We start from the raw sequence: 15,922 nt of genomic DNA, 5'->3' as shown, positions 1-15,922 counted from the left end.
TATGCGAAGGGAGCGTTTCATGGCAGACGAGGAGCTCAAGGCGCGCGTGCACGAGTACGTGGAGTCGGTGTGGGAGGACGTGGTCGACGACATCAGCACGCTGGTTGCCATCAGGTCCGTCGAGGACATGGGTGCAGCCCAGCCCGGCATGCCCTATGGCCCGGAGCCCTACCGTGCACTCGATGCCGCGGTCAAGATCGCGGCGAGGCTTGGCCTGGACGCGCATAACTGTGAGGGTCACATTGGGTACGCGGACGTCCCCGGTGAGTCCCCCAAGCAGATCGCCACGATCGGTCACACGGACATCGTGCCCGAGGGGACCGGCTGGCACTTCGACCCCTTCAAGGTGACGCGCAAGGACGGCTACATGATCGGTCGCGGCGTGCTCGACGACAAGGGCCCCACGGTCCTCTCGCTGTATGCCGCCAAGTTCTTTGCCGACGAGGTCGCCCGCACCGGCAAGAGGCTTCCCTACACGATCCGCTGCATCCTCGGCAACAACGAGGAGACGGACATGCGCGACGTGGAGTGGTACCTGGAGCACTACGAGCAGCCCGAGTTCCTGTTCTCGCCCGACGCGGACTTCCCGCTGATCTGCGGCGAGAAGGGCGGCTACTCTGCGACCATCACCAGCGACAGGGTCAGCGACCGCATCGTGGAGTTTGACGGAGGCACCGTGGGCAACGCGGTCGCCGGCGAGGCCTATGCCATCGTGCGTGCGGACGCGTCCGACCTGGAGAGCACCAACCGCATCGACGTCGCAGACGAGGGAGATGGCCGTGTGCGCCTGACCGCGCACGGCATTGGTGCACACGCCTCCACGCCCGAGGGCTCCATCAACGCCATCGGCCTTCTGGTCGACTACCTGTTGGAGCACGACCTGTGCGGGGAGGGCGAGCGCGACTTCCTCGTGCTTGAGAGGCATGTCTTTGGCTCCACGGACGGCTCGACGCTGGGCATTGCGGCGACGGACGATCTGTTTGACCCGCTTACCTGCATCGGCGGGACCATCCGTACCAAGGACGGCCGCTTTGAGCAGACGATCGACGCCCGCTACCCCAAGTCGATCACGTCCCAGACGATCACCCAGAGGGTGCAGGAGCTGTGCGACGCGCACCACTGCACGCTCCACGTTGACCTGGACATGGTCCCGTTCTACACGGACCCCAACGCCGAGACCATCCAGACGCTGGTGAGGACCTACAACGAGTACACGGGTCGCAACGACAAGCCCTACACCATCGGCGGTGGCACCTATGCCCGCCACTTCAAGGCCGGCGGTGCGTTTGGCCCCAACGACCCGCACTTCCCGATGCCCGACTGGGTGGGCGCGGAGCACAGCGCTGACGAGGGCTTTGAGGAGGCGCAGTTCAAGCGCGCGCTCGAGATCTATATCGTGAGCATCGCCCGTCTGATGAGGCTCAGCCTCTAGTAGGCGGGGGAGAGAGGCAGGGGGAGCCGGGCAGCCGACCGTTCGCGGTGGCGCCCGGCTCCCCTCCTCTTGCCATGCGATTAGCACGTGTTCCATAGAATGAGACGAAAATGCAATTGGATGACAATCACTTTTCAAAACTTGCCACCCGCCAGGGCGTGCCTCGGGCGTGTTCTCCGGGGCACGAGCGCCCCTGTGTTTGCCGTCGGAAGCTACCTGCTCTACTTCGTACTCTCGATCCTCATCCCCGGCACGTCGAGCATGTCCACGATCTCCATGTCCATCATGGGGCCGCTGTCCATGTCACTCGGCTTCAACCCCGCCGTCATGATCAACGTCTTCTCGGCGGCGAGCGGTGTCGTGAACTACTTCACCCCCTGCAACGGTGCCATCATGGGCGGCCTCGCACTGGCGAGGATCGAGTACCCCACCTGGATCAAGTTCGTGATGAAGGTCGTTGCCATTACCGCGGTCGTCAACATGGTCGTGCTTGCCATCGCGATGATGGTGTGCTGATGTCCCTTGCTCGATAATCCCGGCGACGAGTCGAGATGCAAGCTCCGCGGACGGTCCCTGACCGTCCGCGGATTGCGTTGTGCCGTGCCTGGAAATTCATGCACCTGCAGCTTTGGGCTGAGTTAAGTTTGTTCATTACATCTGAATGCGTCCCACGGAGGTGCCCCTCATGAAACTTCGTAGTAGTCGCGCGGCTGCCGCCGCAGGTGCTGGCCTAGCCTTCGCGCTCTCGCTCTCCGCCGCTCCCGTTGTCTCGTGGGCACAGGAGCGGCCGCTGATCGTGAGTGACTCGGTCGCCTCGACCGAGGAAGCTGTTGCGGCGGAGTCCAGCCTCGTTGTCGCAAACGACGGGGGAGCCGATTCCTCGGCGTCGGTCACGGAATCCCAAGCACCCTCTACCGGTGTGCCCAGCGCTTCGGAGGGGGCGGACGGGGTGAACTCTGGTGCCGCCTCGGGCCCTGCTTCCAACGAGAGCGACGCTCTTCTCCCCGACACCACTGAGGACGAGGGGATAACGAACCAGGGGACAGAGGCGCCTGACGTGCAGGCAGGCGAGAAGGGCGTGACTCCCAACGCCCCGAGCGTCCCCGACGGCGCCGAGGGAGACCCCACCTCGGATGCCACCACCTCAACGGAGCAGGGTGCCGACGAGTCGGCGGGCACCACCAACACGGATGAGGGTGAGACGAACCTCGGTGGGGGCGCCGTGGCCTCCGTTCCGTCGGAGACATCGGCCACGCAGCCCGATGCCTCCGGCGAGAAGGCGCAGACAGTCCAGTCCGAAAAGTCCGATGTCTCCAGGTACCAGAACCTCTATCGCCTGTACAACCCAAACAGCGGGGAGCACTTCTACACCTCCTCGCTGAGCGAGATGCTCTACCTCGCGGGGTGCGGATGGCGCTACGAGGGCGTGGGCTGGGTCGCTCCCGTGACGTCGGGGACGCCCGTCTACCGCATGTACAACCCCAATGCCGGCGACCACCACTACACCACCAACGCCGCGGAGCGGGACATGCTCCGCAACGCGGGGTGGAAGTACGAGGGCATCGGCTGGTACTCCGATGGCAGCTCGGGCACGGCGGTGTTCCGTCAGTACAACCCCAACGCGGCGTCCGGGTCGCACAACTTCACGACTTCGGCCGCGGAGCGCGGCAACCTCGTCAAGGTCGGGTGGAGCGACGAGGGAATTGCCTGGTACGGGTCTAACCATGCGACCGTCCGCTTGAGCCAGGGCAGGTGGATCGTGACCTCCGCCTGGGGCTCCCTTCAGCGGTACTGGCTCGGGCAGGACGCGACCATCGCGCGCTCGAGGCTCGTTGACCCCTCGGAGGGCTCCGGCTGGTACGCGCGCGCAACCTCGGACGGCAGCGTGGTCCGCGGAAAGTACGTGGATCGCGGCACCGGCTTCGTGTACCTTGCGAACAACGACGGAAGGCTGGAGGGGCCCGGCAGGGTGACGACCTCCGCCTACGACGGCGGCGCGCGCCACAGCTACCTCATCGACGAGACGGCCCATGCCGCCATCCCCGGCCTGCATGCCCTGGGCGACGGGACCTCTCTCACCCTGTCGGGGAGCGGTTGGCTGCTCCAGGGTGGCAGCGGCAGCTGGAACGATCAGACCTACCTGGCAGACGCCAACGCGGTGCTGGCCCCCAACCTTACCGCCACCTTCGCCACGCAGAAGGGGAAGCAGCCTCAGACCGTCCGCTCCTTCGCTGCCAACGGAAGGCTCTACGTCTTTCTCCCCTCGTACGCGTCTCTCTCTAACGTGACGCTTGGAGCCTTGCTGCAGGACGGGAGCCCCGTGAACGCCCTCGTTCGTGGCAACGGTGACTTCGTCGCCCTCGATGGGTCCGCGATCGACCTCGCAACGCTCTGCGGCGTTGACCCGTCGTCCAAGAGTGTCACGCTCTCGCTTGCGCGGGAGGGGTACGACTCGGTGTTCCAGGTCGTGGTGATGCGCTCGAGCGGCGTGGAGACGATCTTCCTCAACAGTGAGGACCCGGACGACAAGGGGCGCGCCTTCGTGGAGGCAGACCCGCATCACAACACCAAGGCAAACGTGGAGGTCGTCGCCATCGCGGACGACGGAACGGTCGTCTACTCCAAGGACAATCCTGACAAGGGCAAGTTCTCGACCGTGAAGGGCCGCGGCAACTCCACTTGGGGCGGCAAGAAGAAGCCCTACCAGATCAGCCTGAACAAGAAGGCCGACCTCCTCCAGACGGGCGAGAAGGACAACGCCCAGAAGAAGTGGATTCTCCTCGCCAACGCCAACGACGCAAGTCAGCTCCACAGCACCATCGCCTACAACCTGGCCCTGGAGCTTGGCATGGTGGGCGTGGAGTGCCGTCCCGTGGACCTCTATTACGACGGGGAGTATCGCGGGTCGTACCTCCTGACCGAGAAGGTCGAGATCAAGCCCGGTCGCGTGGACATCGACAGCCTGGAGGATCGCATCGAGGAGGCAAATCCCGACGTGGACCTGGGTTCCCTCCCCACCCGCACGGCTACCAACAAGTACGGCTACACCTACCAGTACGTGGAGGGCGTGAAGGACCCGGACGACATCTCGGGCGGGTATCTCCTAGAGATCGATAACGCCTGGTACAAGGGGGAGACCTGCTGGTTCCAGAACTCCGACCGCGTGGTCGTGGTGAAGAGCCCCGAGGTCGCCTCGAAGGATGCCATCCGCCGCATCAGCGAGGCGTACGAGGAGGCTCTGCGGAACGCGCGGGCGAACCGCTTCAACCTCAGTGGTTCCTACTCTATGGACCTCGACAGCCTGAGCAAGACCTGGCTGCTGAGCGAGTTCTGCAAGAACATCGATGCCTTCAACACCTCGACCTACCTGTACCTGGACTCTGGCAGCAAGACTTTCATGGCGCAGCCGGTGTGGGACTTCGACGGCTCCATGGGCGTCCGCACCGACTGGCCCAACTCCGACTTCAGCCGGTACGAGGACATCGTGATTCCAACCGGCAGGTGGGTGATAGGCATCCCCTCGGTCCAGCGTCGTGCGAAGGCGATCTATCGGAACGAGCTGTCCAAGCTCGTGGGCAACGTGCTTCTCTCCAACAGCGAGGATGCCGTGGGCGACGCCGGGCATCTCCACTCCCTGGCGTACTACCGTAGCCAGGTGAGCGACTCCCAGGCCATGGACAAGGTCATGTGGGGCATCTCGGTCATGCGCAACGAGGTCACGCCGTTCCACACCTGGGGACAGAACGTGGACTACCTGGCTCACTGGCTCTCGGCCCGCAACGCCTGGTTTGGGACGAACGTCTCGCACCTCGGCGACTTCAATTCCACCAACCGCACCTTCACATACGCCGGCTTTGACTATGGCCTGGTGTACGACTACGACTACTACCTGCAGATGAACCCCGACGTCGCGGCGGCGTTCCACGGCGACCCCGAGCTCACCCTCAGGCACTTCGTCGAGCACGGCATGGCGGAGGGCAGGGCCTCGAGCAGGATGTTCGACCTCGCCACGTACAAGGCCAACAACCCCGACGTGGTCGCCGCATTCGGTAGCAGGACGGCCGAGTACTACCGCCACTACTGCACCTATGGCTTCAAGGAGGCGAGAGTGGCAGTGTAGGAGGGCCCACATCACCGCGTTGGGTGAAAGGGCGCCGCCCCTGCCCGGGGATGCGGGCGGGGGCGGCGTTAGTAGCCCTTCTCTCCTTGCGCCGGCGTCGGGCCCTACTCGTCAGGCTCTCCCTCCATGGACCGGATGATGCCCATGAGGATGTCGTTGGGGGCAAACGACGCGAGGACGTGCACGAAGTTGCGCGCGACGGGGAAGACCTCCGCATCCAGCGAGGCCCGGACGCAGTCGTAGAAGACCGACGACACCCGCTCCGTGGGAGCCATGGGGATCTGGTACGACTCGAGGACCGTCTGTATCTCCTCCGCCGTCATCTCCTCGCGCAGGGTGCCATTTCCCTGTGCGGAGAGGGCGATGAGCTCCATGGCAATGACTGGGATGGCGTTGGGGAGGTAGTTCATCGCGAGCGCGTAGCACGCCTGTGCGGCCGTGACGTCGCCGTCCTGCCACATGAAGTAGCCCATGCGGTAGTAGGCGATCCCCAGGGTCTCGGGGTCGTGGGCCAGGTCGAGCATCTCCCTGAGCTGGTCCTCGGCCTCGGGCCTCTTCGAGGCGCCCTCAAGGCAGCGGACGAGGAGGAGACGTGCGTTGCGGTCGAGGGGCGCGAGCTCGCAGAGCCGGCGGGCGACATGGAGTGCCTCGTCGCCCTGGCCGCTCGCGAGCAGGCACATGGCGAGCGCGATGTTGCATTCGTAGTAGGCGTCGGGGACGAGCATAGTCGAGGCACCCGTGGGCTCCAGCAGGCGGTTGTACATGGCGCGGTCTACGTAGCTGCCAAAGTAGCGCCACACCACGGTGGGCGTGTCGCGGTAGTCCCCACGGGCGTCGATGGGCGAGAGCGCCTCGCGTGTGATGCGCGCGCCCTCGGCGTAGTCGTTCCTCTGGAGGGCCGTGCGTGCAGCCTGTGCGGCGCGGTCCAGCGCGTCTCCCACCACGAACTCCTCGCCGACCTGCTCGGCGTCCTCGATCTCGCCCGAGACCAGCTTGGCGACGCACCTCTCGGCCGCCCCGCGCACGGTCGGGTCGGGGTCATCCCCCGCGACGCTCAGGATGGTCCGCACGTTCTTCTGCGTGGCCTCCGCGTCGTCCTTGGGGGCGAACCTGCTCATGATGTCCGCCGCAACGAGCGCGCGCTTCTCGGCCTCCTCGATGGAGAGTCCGTACACTCGCTCGGTGCCCAGGGCCTTTGCCTGAGCTGCGGGAAGGCGCTTGGACGAGAGCGACACGGGGACGTATCGGTCTGGGGGACAGAAGCGGGGCTCCGAGAGCGAGAAGCCCTGGGCAACGGGGCGGAGGATGCCCTCCTCAAGGCGCATCTGGGGCACGAATGAGCGGTAGATGCTCGCGAGGTCGCGCGTGTTGGAGAGGTCGAGGCGCTCGAACCTGCCGCGGTCGAAGTCGACCGAGAGGTAGCAGCGGTGCCTGGTCGCCGTGTCGATCGTCCCCGCGACCCAGACGTGACGGATCTTCTCCGAGCTCCTGAATGCGACGGAGGCCAGAAGCAGGGCGACCCTGAGCGCATATGCGGAGGCTGCCTTGCGGCGCATCTCGCGCGAGCTCGTCACCAGGCCGACGCCGGGGACGAACATGGACGAGGGCCACACGGCCTCGGGCGTCAGCGCGACCTCGAAGGCGACGTTGCCATACGAGACGTTGGCGCGCCACTTGGCGGCGAGCCGGTAGGGGAGCTGCACCGTCTCGAGCGCGGTCGAGATCGCGCGGCGAACCGCCCACTCGCCGTCGGGCTCGTCACCGTCCTGCGTGGGAGATACCTGCGCGATGGGTGGGAGCTGCGCGCAGATGGACGCCGCGACCTCCTGGTTGAGCTTGTAGCAGTCCTCGACCGTGACCGTGGGGAGGTCGTCGTCTAAGTAGCTTGCCACGAACTGGATGGCGGTGAGTGCCGCCTCGAGCTTGAGGACCCTCAGGCGGGCGAGGTAGGGTAGCTCGCGCTGGGTCACCCTGAGGTAGGGCAGCCCGGAGGTGCTCAGGCGCACGCACCGCATGGAGGGGAGGTCCACGTCGTTGGAGAACAGGGCCGCCTCCTCAAGCACGCGGGCGGCGTAGAGCTCAGCACCCGACGGCATGGATTGGCCGTCCTTGGCGGCCTCGTCCGTCTTCCCCGTGTCTTCCGTGGGGGTGGCGGCGCGCTCGCGCGCACGCACGTCTCCCGCGAACAGCCGAAGCTCGGCGACGGGGTCCGCGGTCGAGACGAGCTTGGTCATCAGCGCGTCGAAGTCGAGCGCGGAGGGAGTGACGTCAGTGCTTGTGGCGTCGTCCCGCTCCTCCGCGGGTGCCTCGTCGTCCTTCGCGTCGGCGGGGGAGAGGGGCGTGGCCTCGTGCTTGGGGGACACCACCCGCGTGGCATCGTTGCCAGCCGTAGCCGATGCGTTGTTCGCGAACCCATCGGGACGGGGTGGGACCGCGGTGCTGTCCTTCTCCCCATCCCTCGCGCGATTGTGGCGACCGGTCGCCGCAACGCACCCGGCAGCACCGCAGGCGACCGCCAGCGCGACCGTGACCGCCTCCACGCCAAGCGCGGCAAACGCCGCCACACCCGCTATTCCACATGCCGCGGCAACCTTTGCCGCAAGGCCTATGGCCCTCTTGTGCGGGGCCCTTTCGTCGTCGTGCTCAGAACCCATGAAAACCCAATCTGCGCCATGGCTGGCGCCAGCATCTCTCGTTCTAGGTGCTTATACCCAGCATCCAGCGAGCATCGGGCGAGACAAGCCCGCCCCCGGGCTTTCGTCTGGGGGCGGGCTGCCTCACTGCCATGTCGCCTGTGGCTACTCCTCCATCTGGGTGGGCCAGACGCTGCCCTCCGGCATCGTGGCGTTGCCGCTGGCGATGTCGCTGGGGATGGAGCTGTCAGACGCCAGGAGCTCGTTCATGGTGACGAAGGTGTAGCCCTGGTCGGTGAGGGTCTGCAGGATCTTGGGGAGGGCCTCCACGTCCTGGTCGCGGTTGCCGCCGCCGTCGTGCATGAGGATGATGTCGCCCGAGGTCACACCGGTGGTGCAGTTGGAGACGATCGCGTCCACGCCCGGCCTGCGCCAGTCCTCGGAGTCCAGGTTCCAGATGATCGAGGCGGATACCAGGCCACCGGACTTGAGCCAGGTGCTCTCCTTGAACTCGCCGTAGGGCGGGCGGAAGATGGTCGTGTCGACCCCGTCGGCATCCTTGATCGACTTGAAGGTGTTGGTGAACTCCTGCTGCAGGCTCTCTGCGTCGAGGGCCGGGAGCTCCTGGTGCTTGTCGGTGTGGCTCGCGACCTGGCACCCCGCGTCCACGATCGCCTTCGACAGCTTGGGGTACTCGCGGATCTGGCTGCCCAGGTTGAAGAAGGTCGCCTTGGCGTTGTACTGGGCTAGGATCTTGAGGTACTGCTCGGTGTAGGTGCTGGGACCGTCGTCAAAGGTCAGCGCCACGAGCTTCTTCCCGTTGTCGGGCTTCACGTTGTGCAGGGTGATCACAACGTCCTGGGGCTCCTGGGTCACGGTCTCCTTCGTCTCTCCCGAGACCTTGCCCGTGGTCACGTTCTTCTTGCCCATCTTTCCCCACTGCGACACGTAGGCTACGGCGCCGTAGTCGCCCTTCATCGTGAGCTTGGGCTCGGCGTCCTCCGAGGTGGTGGTGGAGTCCTCGACCTTGTCCGCCCCATCCGAGACCTGGATGGAGTCGCCGGACTTTGCGTGGTACGAGGATATCTGATCCTGAGACAGGTCGCTTCCGTTGACCTTTGCGGAGAAGGCGCTGCCCTCGCCCTGCTTGATCACGTTCCCGTTGATCGAGACCAGGTTACCCGCCTTGGGCGAGAGGCCCTTCTGTTCGATTATCTGCTCGAGAGTGGAGCCGTTCTTGGTTTGGTACGTCTCGCCGTCGAGGGTGACCTGCACCGAGCGGTTGTGCCACATCCACGCTCCGCCCGCCGCGAGCGCGACGACGGCGGCTATCGCGATGACCGTTGCCCTGCCGCCGTGGCGCCGCGGCCGATGCGCCTTGCCCCTCGGTTCAACGGGGACGATTCTCTCTGCCCCCTGGTGCGCCTCGTGGTGAGTGGCGTGCGCATGGGAGGAGTTTGGCCCCGTCTCGCGCGGAGTCCCGCCCCGTGGCGTCCCCTTGGTCCTGTGCGTCGCTCGGGTGTCTCCGTTATGGTTCATGGGGCCCCGTTGGGTGCCCCCGTGGGAATAACCCTTCTGCATCTCTGTCCAACCTGTCGCCATTGGTGACGTGTCATGGCCGCGCATGGTCCGCAGCCTCCTGGGCATGCGCAGACGATATCCCATGGGGCAGCGGCGGACAAGGCATTTGTATGCCATCCGCCGAATCGCGCCAAAACTAACTTAAAAGTGACGGGTGCCAGTGAGCCTTTGACCGGGGGTTCCCGCCTCGGGACCGCCGCCTGCCTTCCCCGGGGGAGAGGAGCCGTCCATCTGGGCTGATGGCGTCGTTGCCACGGGCGAGGGGTGGCTTGTCGGGCGAGCTTAACCCTCAGCAGCAAAGGTGGCGATGCTCTCCCGCTGCTTGGGATGGGCCCCAAAGTCAAGGAAGGGGAGAGGGGCGGTCGATCCGGGTTCGTGGCAAACCGTCTGGTGCTGCCCCCTCCCGGGGTGGCCCACTTGCGCGGGGGCCTGGGGCCCGTGCGGTGACTCGGAGGTAAGGTCATTACAGTCTAGGAAGGGGAGCGAGCTTTCATCAGGCTTCGGCGTGCTTCGTTACATGTTGCCGTTTCTGGACCCTCTGGGGCGGGCGGGAGACCGCGTCGGCGCCTTGTCCGTGCCAGAAAGTGTGTCCTGCGTGTACTCATGGCGTGAGGTCTCTGGCATCGGGTTTGTGCAGCCGGTGCGTTTCCCCTGTTGGAAGGATGCAAAGGCCTCACGCTGCCAAAAAGTCCACCCTGTGTGTACACACGGTACGGACTTATTGGAAATGGTCATATACATGATGCTAACGCTGCTGTTGGAAAGGCAGGCTCTGAGGAGGTGGAACCCCTCCGATGCCTTCCAACAGCATGGACGCTCCCGAATGTGCTGATTCGCGGAGATATAGCTCGGCTCCATCCTCATCCCCTGTCCCGTCGTGCGTGTCCCCTCTTGGGGATTAGCCAAAGGGGATAGCCGCCCGAAGTGCCATGGGTGTCGCTATCCTTTCCGAAGCAATGCGGTCGGGCGGGAGAAGTATCAAGATGCGAAGTATGGCAGAGGAATGCCTGCGTGAGCACTCACGTCGGGAGTTTCTTGCCATTCGACCCCTGTCCTTACCGGCGTGAACTAGTTCTCGAACTCCTACTTCAGCCTGCGGATGAAGAGGCCGCTGCGCAGCTTGGGCTCGAACCATGTGGACTTGGGCGGCATCAGCTCCCCTGCGTCGCTCACCGCCATGAGCTCGTTCACCGACGTGGGGAAGAGCGAGAACGCGACGCCGTCGTCTCCCGACAGCTCCTGGAGCCTCCCGAGGCCCTCGATCCCTCCAACAAAGCGGATGCGCTCCGACGTTCGGGGGTCGTCGATTCCCAGGATGGGGGAGAGGACTCGCTCCTGCAGGATCGAGGCGTCCAGCGCGGAGACGGGGTCGCCGTCCTCGGGCAGCTCCGCGGTCAGGCGAACCGGATGCCAGGCACCACCGACGAACATGCCGAACTCGTGCCGCCCGGCGGGGGAGACGGGCTCGTCCTGCGCGGGCCCCACCTCGAACCCTGCGGCTTCGACGTCCCCTACCAGCTCGTCAACCGACCTGCCGCCGCGGTCCAGCACCACGCGGTTGTAGGCCATCACGTGGAGCTGGCTCGCGGGGAACAGTACCGCGAGGAAGGTGTCCCAGGGCCTCTCGCCTTCCTTGCCCCCATCCTTCTCCCTCAGCTCCTGGCACACACGGACGGCCGATGCCGCGCGATGGTGCCCGTCTGCGATGTAGGCGCAGGGAATCGTGGAGAAGGTCGCCCTCAGGGCCTCGACGGCGGCGGGGCGAGAGACGCGCCACACGGTCTGGCGCACGTCCTCGGCGTCGGTGAAGTCGTACAGCGGGGTCGCGGAAGAGGCCGCACCCACCAGCACGTCGATGGCGTAGTTGTCGCGGTAGGTGAGGAAGATGGGGCCGGTCTGGGCGCCCGTCGCGCGGATGTGGCGGACGCGGTCCTCCTCCTTTGTGGCGGTGGTGTTCTCGTGGCGGCGGATGGTGCCGTCCAGGTACTCGTCCACGGAGCAGGCGCACGCGATGCCGGTCTGGGCGTGACCGTCCTGCTCAAGCCGGTAGATGTAGTAGGAGGGCGTCTCGTCGTGGACGAGCGTGCCGTCGGTCGCGCGCTCGCGCATGAGGTCCGCCGCCCGCTGGTACACGTCCGGCGCGTACATGTCGTGGTCTGGCGGGAACGAGGTCTCGGGGCGGTCGATGGCGAGGAAGCTCCGGGGGTGTGCCGCAACGTAGGCCCGCGCCCCCTCGCGGTCGAACACGTCGTAGGGAAGCGAGGCAAACTCCTCCGCCCTTTCGGGCGCAGGACGCCAGCACGTCATGGGCTCTGCTCTCATGGTCTCTCCTTTGCTCGTCAGGAAGAGAGGGGACGGCGCCCGTGGTGGGCAGCCGTCCCCAATGGTAGCCAATCCTCGCGGGTGGCAGGGTGATGCGGGCCGCCTAGGCTCGGGCGGGCTTGATGACCCTGATGCGGTAGATGCCCGGGATCGAGCGCAGGCGGGCCAGAGTGCCCTCGTCCAGGGCGGAGTCGGTGTCGACCAGGGTGTAGGCGTTCTCTCCCATGGCCTCGTTGCTCATGCGCTGGATGTTGGCGCTGGAGTCCGCGAGCGCGGTCGAGATCTGGCCGATCATGTTGGGGACGTTGGCGTGGAGCGCCGCGAAGCGCCCGCCGGTCTTGCAGGGGCCCAGGTCGCAGTTGGGGTAGTTGACCGAGTTGCGGATGGTTCCGCGCTCCAGGTACTCCTTCATCTGGCTCACTGCCATGGTCGCGCAGTTCTCCTCCGCCTCGTTGGTGCAGGCGCCCATGTGGGGCGTGATGAGGGTGTGGGGCATCGTGGTGGTGCCGGGCGTAGCGAAGTCGGTGACAAAGCAGCCGAGCTTGCCCGACTCAAGGGCGGCCTTGACGTCGGCCTCGTCCACGATGTCGGCGCGCGCGTAGTTGAGGAGCATGGCGCCGTCGTTGAGGAGGGCGAGCTCCTTGGCGTTGACCATGTGGCGCGTGTCGTCCTTGGAGGGCACGTGGACCGTGAGGTAGTCGGCGCCCTTGCACAGCTCCTCCATGCTGTCCACGCGCTTGACCGCGCGGTCGAGCTGCCACGCGTGCTCGACGGAGAGGAACGGGTCGTAGCCGTAGACGTCAAGGCCCAGGTAGATGAGGGCGTTCGCGACCTTGGAGCCCACGGCGCCCAGGCCCACCACGCCGACCTTGCGGCCGATGGCCTCGTGTCCGACGAAGGCCTTCTTGTTCCTCTCGGCCCCCTTAACGATGTCCGGGTCGCCGGCGTTGGCGCGGACCCACTCCATGCCGCCCAGCGTTCCGCGCGAGTTGGCGAGCATCATGCCCACCACGAGCTCCTTCACGGCGTTGGAGTTGCCTCCGGGGGTGTTGCACACCACCACGCCGCGACGTGCGCACTCCTCGATGGGGATGTTGTTGTACCCCGCGCCCGAGCGGGCGATGATGCGGACGTTGGGCCCCAGGTCCAGGCCGTGGATGTCGGTCGCGCGCACGAGGACGGCGTCCGCCTTGTTGATGTCGTCGGTCTTCTCGTATCCCTCGCCAAGCTCGGCGATCCCGTCGCGGGTGATGGTCTTGCAGATGTTGTCCAGAACCTTGACGTAGCGCATGGCTACCTCCCTGGTGTCGTGATGTGGCTTAGTGTCTAGGTTGTGATGGGGCCGGCCTCGACCGGCTACCTAGATCGCGGGGCCACGGGGTGTGACGCCTCGAAGTCGGCCATGTAGGAGAGGAGAGCGTCCACTGCCTCGGGAGGCACCGCGTTGTAGCAGCTGGCGCGCATGCCACCGACCAGGCGGTGGCCCTTCACGTTGACGATGCCGCGCTCGGCGGCACCCTCCACGAACTCAGCGTCCAGCTCGGGCGACGGGGTTCGGAAGGTGACGTTTGCGATGGACCTGTCCGCAGGAACGACCGTGCCGTGGAAGAGCGAGCTGCCGTCCAGGTAGTCGTAGAGGGGACGCACCTTGGCCCGGTTCCTCTCCTCCATCGCCTGGAGCCCGCCCGTGTCCTCGATCCAATGGAACACCTTGCCGCACACGTAGATGGCCCAGCAGTTGGGGGTGTTGAGCATGGAGCCCTTGTCCGCCTCCACGCGGTAGTCAAGGTAGGTGGGGCAGATGTCGGCGTGGGCGGGGCCGTCCGCGATGAGGTCGTCGCGCACGATCACGATGGTGAGGCCGGCGGGGCCGGCGTTCTTCTGCACGCCAGCATAGACCAAGCCAAACCTGCTCACGTCGAGCGGAGCCGAGAGGAAGCAGCTCGAGACGTCCGCCACCAGGGGGACGCCGCCCGTCTGGGGGAACTCGCGCATCATGTTGCCAAAGACGGTCTCGTTCTGGCACACGTACACGTAGTCGAGGTCCTGGTCCACCGATGCAGGGAAGGTGGGCACGCGGTCGAACGACGTGTCCTCGCTCGATGCGATGACCACCGCATCTCCGTACTTCTTTGCCTCGCGCTGGGCCTTCTGCGACCAGTTGCCGCTCACCACGTAGCCGGCGCGCCCGTTGCGCATGAGGTTGAGGGGAATCGCCGCAAACTGCAGCGTGGCGCCACCCATGAAGAACAGCACCCGATAGTTGTCGGGGATGCCCATGAGGCGGCGGAGCGTTGCCTCGGTGTCGTCGATGATCTTCTTGAAGGGGGCGGAGCGGTGGCTCATCTCCATTACGGACATGCCCGTCCCGCGGTAGTCGAGCATCTCCGCCGCGCATTCCCTCAGCACGGTCTCGGGGAGTGCGGCCGGGCCGGCCGAGAAGTTATAGACGCGGGACATGAACCCCTCCTGAATCCGTATTATTTTTCAATCTAATACGCTATCGCTCCGATGGGATTTTCAGCCGCTCGGTAATCCGCTGTTTCTCCTCCCGTAACCTTTGCGACTCAAAGTGCTGCGGTATGGTAGCCATGCGATAGCGTATGAGAGTAGCGTATTGGGCGCCACGCGTGGCGCGCGGCGAGTGGGGAGGACGCATGTCGGGAGAGGGAACTGGGTCCGTAGTCAAGGACATCCGTGCGAGGAGGTTCGTCCTCTTCGACCTTGACGGGACGGTGACCGACACCCTCGACGGCATCGTGAGGACCGCCCGGTCAGTCCTGCGCGACTACGGGCTTCCCGAGGAGCGCCTGGTTGACGCCCCCAAGCTCGTGGGGCCTCCCTTCCCGCAGGCGTTCTCGATGGTGTTTGGCCTCTCGGAGGAGGACGCCCGCGAGGTCACCCGAAGGTACCGCGACATCTACGACAACCTGGGACCCGCCGCGTGGCCGGCGTTCCAGGGCATAGGTCAGCTCGCGAGGGACCTGCGTGCCGCTGGGCGCGTGGTTGCCACGGCGAGTTCCAAGCGCCAGGCGATGGTGGGGCACTGTCTTGCCGACAACGGTCTGGACGATGCGTTCGACCTGGTGGTGGGGCGCGTGAGCGACGGGGGAGAGACGAAGGCGCAGACCATTGCCCGCGCCCTCGACGCGCTGGGTGCCGAGCCCTCGCAGGCGGTCATGGTTGGCGACCGCTACTTCGACGTGGACGGGGCCCGTGCCAACGACGTCCCGTGCGTGGGCGTGACCTACGGGCACACGGCGCCCCGCTCGGAACTGGAGCAGGCGGGAGCCGTCGCCATCGCCGGGAGCGTCGACGAGCTGCGCCGCATCCTCCTGGGGTAAGGGTTGCGGTCACCTCGCCGCTGGCAGCGACCGGTCGGGGGCTTTGCCGCCCGGGTGCGAATCCAGCTGCGTGGGGTGGGGTACAGTAGCCCAAAGGGCAAGTCTCGCTTGCCAACGGTCTGCGAAAGGGGTTCCACCATGGCTGCAATCGATGATCTTACCGAGGGCGCGCGCAAGGCATTCCTGCTGGGCGTGGGCGCCGTCGCAATGGGCGCCGAGAAGACCCAGGGCGTGGTAAACGACCTCGTCAAGAAGGGCGAGATGACGGTCGAGCAAGGCAAGGCCATCAACGAGGAGCTCCACCGCAAGGTCTCGGAGGCCGCGGCGGACAGCTCCGACGCCGCCCTGAAGGAGAAGCTCAGGGGCATGACGCCCGAGGAGCGTGCCGCATGGGTCAAGAAGGCCCAGCAGTACGCTGACGACCTGGACGCCGAGACCGTCGAGGTCGAGGTCGACGAGACGGACGACGAGCACGCCAAGGCGTAGCCGT

10 protein-coding genes are annotated in these 15,922 nt (G+C 65.8%); 5 read left to right on the top strand and 5 right to left on the bottom strand.

Annotated elements, in window-relative coordinates:
• Positions 1-19 precede the first annotated feature (19 nt).
• From FYJ68_RS03885 to FYJ68_RS03875, 3 genes are all read left to right on the top strand, one after another.
• Positions 20-1,432: a Sapep family Mn(2+)-dependent dipeptidase gene (locus FYJ68_RS03885; RefSeq protein WP_154434146.1), complete on the top strand. Its 1,413-nt coding sequence runs from the start codon at positions 20-22 to the stop codon at positions 1,430-1,432.
• A gap of 99 nt (positions 1,433-1,531) precedes the next feature.
• The gene (locus tag FYJ68_RS03880; protein WP_154434144.1) at positions 1,532-1,948 is read left to right on the top strand and encodes a hypothetical protein; all 417 of its coding nucleotides are present in this window, start codon (positions 1,532-1,534) and stop codon (positions 1,946-1,948) included.
• A gap of 169 nt (positions 1,949-2,117) precedes the next feature.
• Complete coding sequence (locus tag FYJ68_RS03875) at positions 2,118-5,552, top strand: CotH kinase family protein (RefSeq protein ID WP_154434142.1); 3,435 nt, start codon at positions 2,118-2,120, stop codon at positions 5,550-5,552.
• A 104-nt stretch (positions 5,553-5,656) separates the two neighbouring features.
• Here FYJ68_RS03875 and FYJ68_RS03870 read toward each other — a convergent pair whose 3' ends face one another.
• From FYJ68_RS03870 to serC, 5 genes are all read right to left on the bottom strand, one after another.
• Complete coding sequence (locus tag FYJ68_RS03870; protein ID WP_154434140.1) at positions 5,657-8,206, bottom strand: tetratricopeptide repeat protein; 2,550 nt, start codon at positions 8,204-8,206, stop codon at positions 5,657-5,659.
• Between the two features lie 144 nt (positions 8,207-8,350).
• Positions 8,351-9,724 carry a polysaccharide deacetylase family protein gene (locus FYJ68_RS03865; protein WP_229771991.1) on the bottom strand — a complete coding sequence of 458 codons (1,374 nt, stop codon included), beginning with the start codon at positions 9,722-9,724 and terminating at the stop codon, positions 8,351-8,353.
• 1,125 nt (positions 9,725-10,849) lie between these two features.
• Positions 10,850-12,088, bottom strand: coding sequence for a DUF1015 domain-containing protein (locus FYJ68_RS03860; RefSeq protein WP_154434138.1), 1,239 nt, complete (start codon positions 12,086-12,088; stop codon positions 10,850-10,852).
• A gap of 103 nt (positions 12,089-12,191) precedes the next feature.
• Positions 12,192-13,379 (bottom strand): phosphoglycerate dehydrogenase, encoded by a 1,188-nt coding sequence (locus FYJ68_RS03855; protein WP_154434136.1) that lies wholly within the window; start codon positions 13,377-13,379, stop codon positions 12,192-12,194.
• 65 nt (positions 13,380-13,444) lie between these two features.
• On the bottom strand, positions 13,445-14,548 hold the full coding sequence (gene serC, locus FYJ68_RS03850) for a 3-phosphoserine/phosphohydroxythreonine transaminase (protein WP_154434134.1): 1,104 nt from the start codon (positions 14,546-14,548) through the stop codon (positions 13,445-13,447).
• A 197-nt stretch (positions 14,549-14,745) separates the two neighbouring features.
• Here serC and FYJ68_RS03845 point away from each other — a divergent pair, with 197 nt between their 5' ends.
• Together FYJ68_RS03845 and FYJ68_RS03840 are read left to right on the top strand one after the other, a co-directional pair.
• On the top strand, positions 14,746-15,432 hold the full coding sequence (locus FYJ68_RS03845; RefSeq protein ID WP_195837705.1) for an HAD hydrolase-like protein: 687 nt from the start codon (positions 14,746-14,748) through the stop codon (positions 15,430-15,432).
• A gap of 138 nt (positions 15,433-15,570) precedes the next feature.
• Positions 15,571-15,918: a hypothetical protein gene (locus tag FYJ68_RS03840; RefSeq protein ID WP_154434130.1), complete on the top strand. Its 348-nt coding sequence runs from the start codon at positions 15,571-15,573 to the stop codon at positions 15,916-15,918.
• Positions 15,919-15,922: the final 4 nt, after the last annotated feature.

Source organism: Olsenella porci (assembly GCF_009695875.1).
Taxonomy (GTDB): Bacteria; Actinomycetota; Coriobacteriia; order Coriobacteriales; family Atopobiaceae; genus Olsenella_H; species Olsenella_H porci.
The sequence above is the reverse complement of the archived record's forward strand: the minus strand, read 5'-3'. Positions and strand labels throughout refer to the sequence as shown.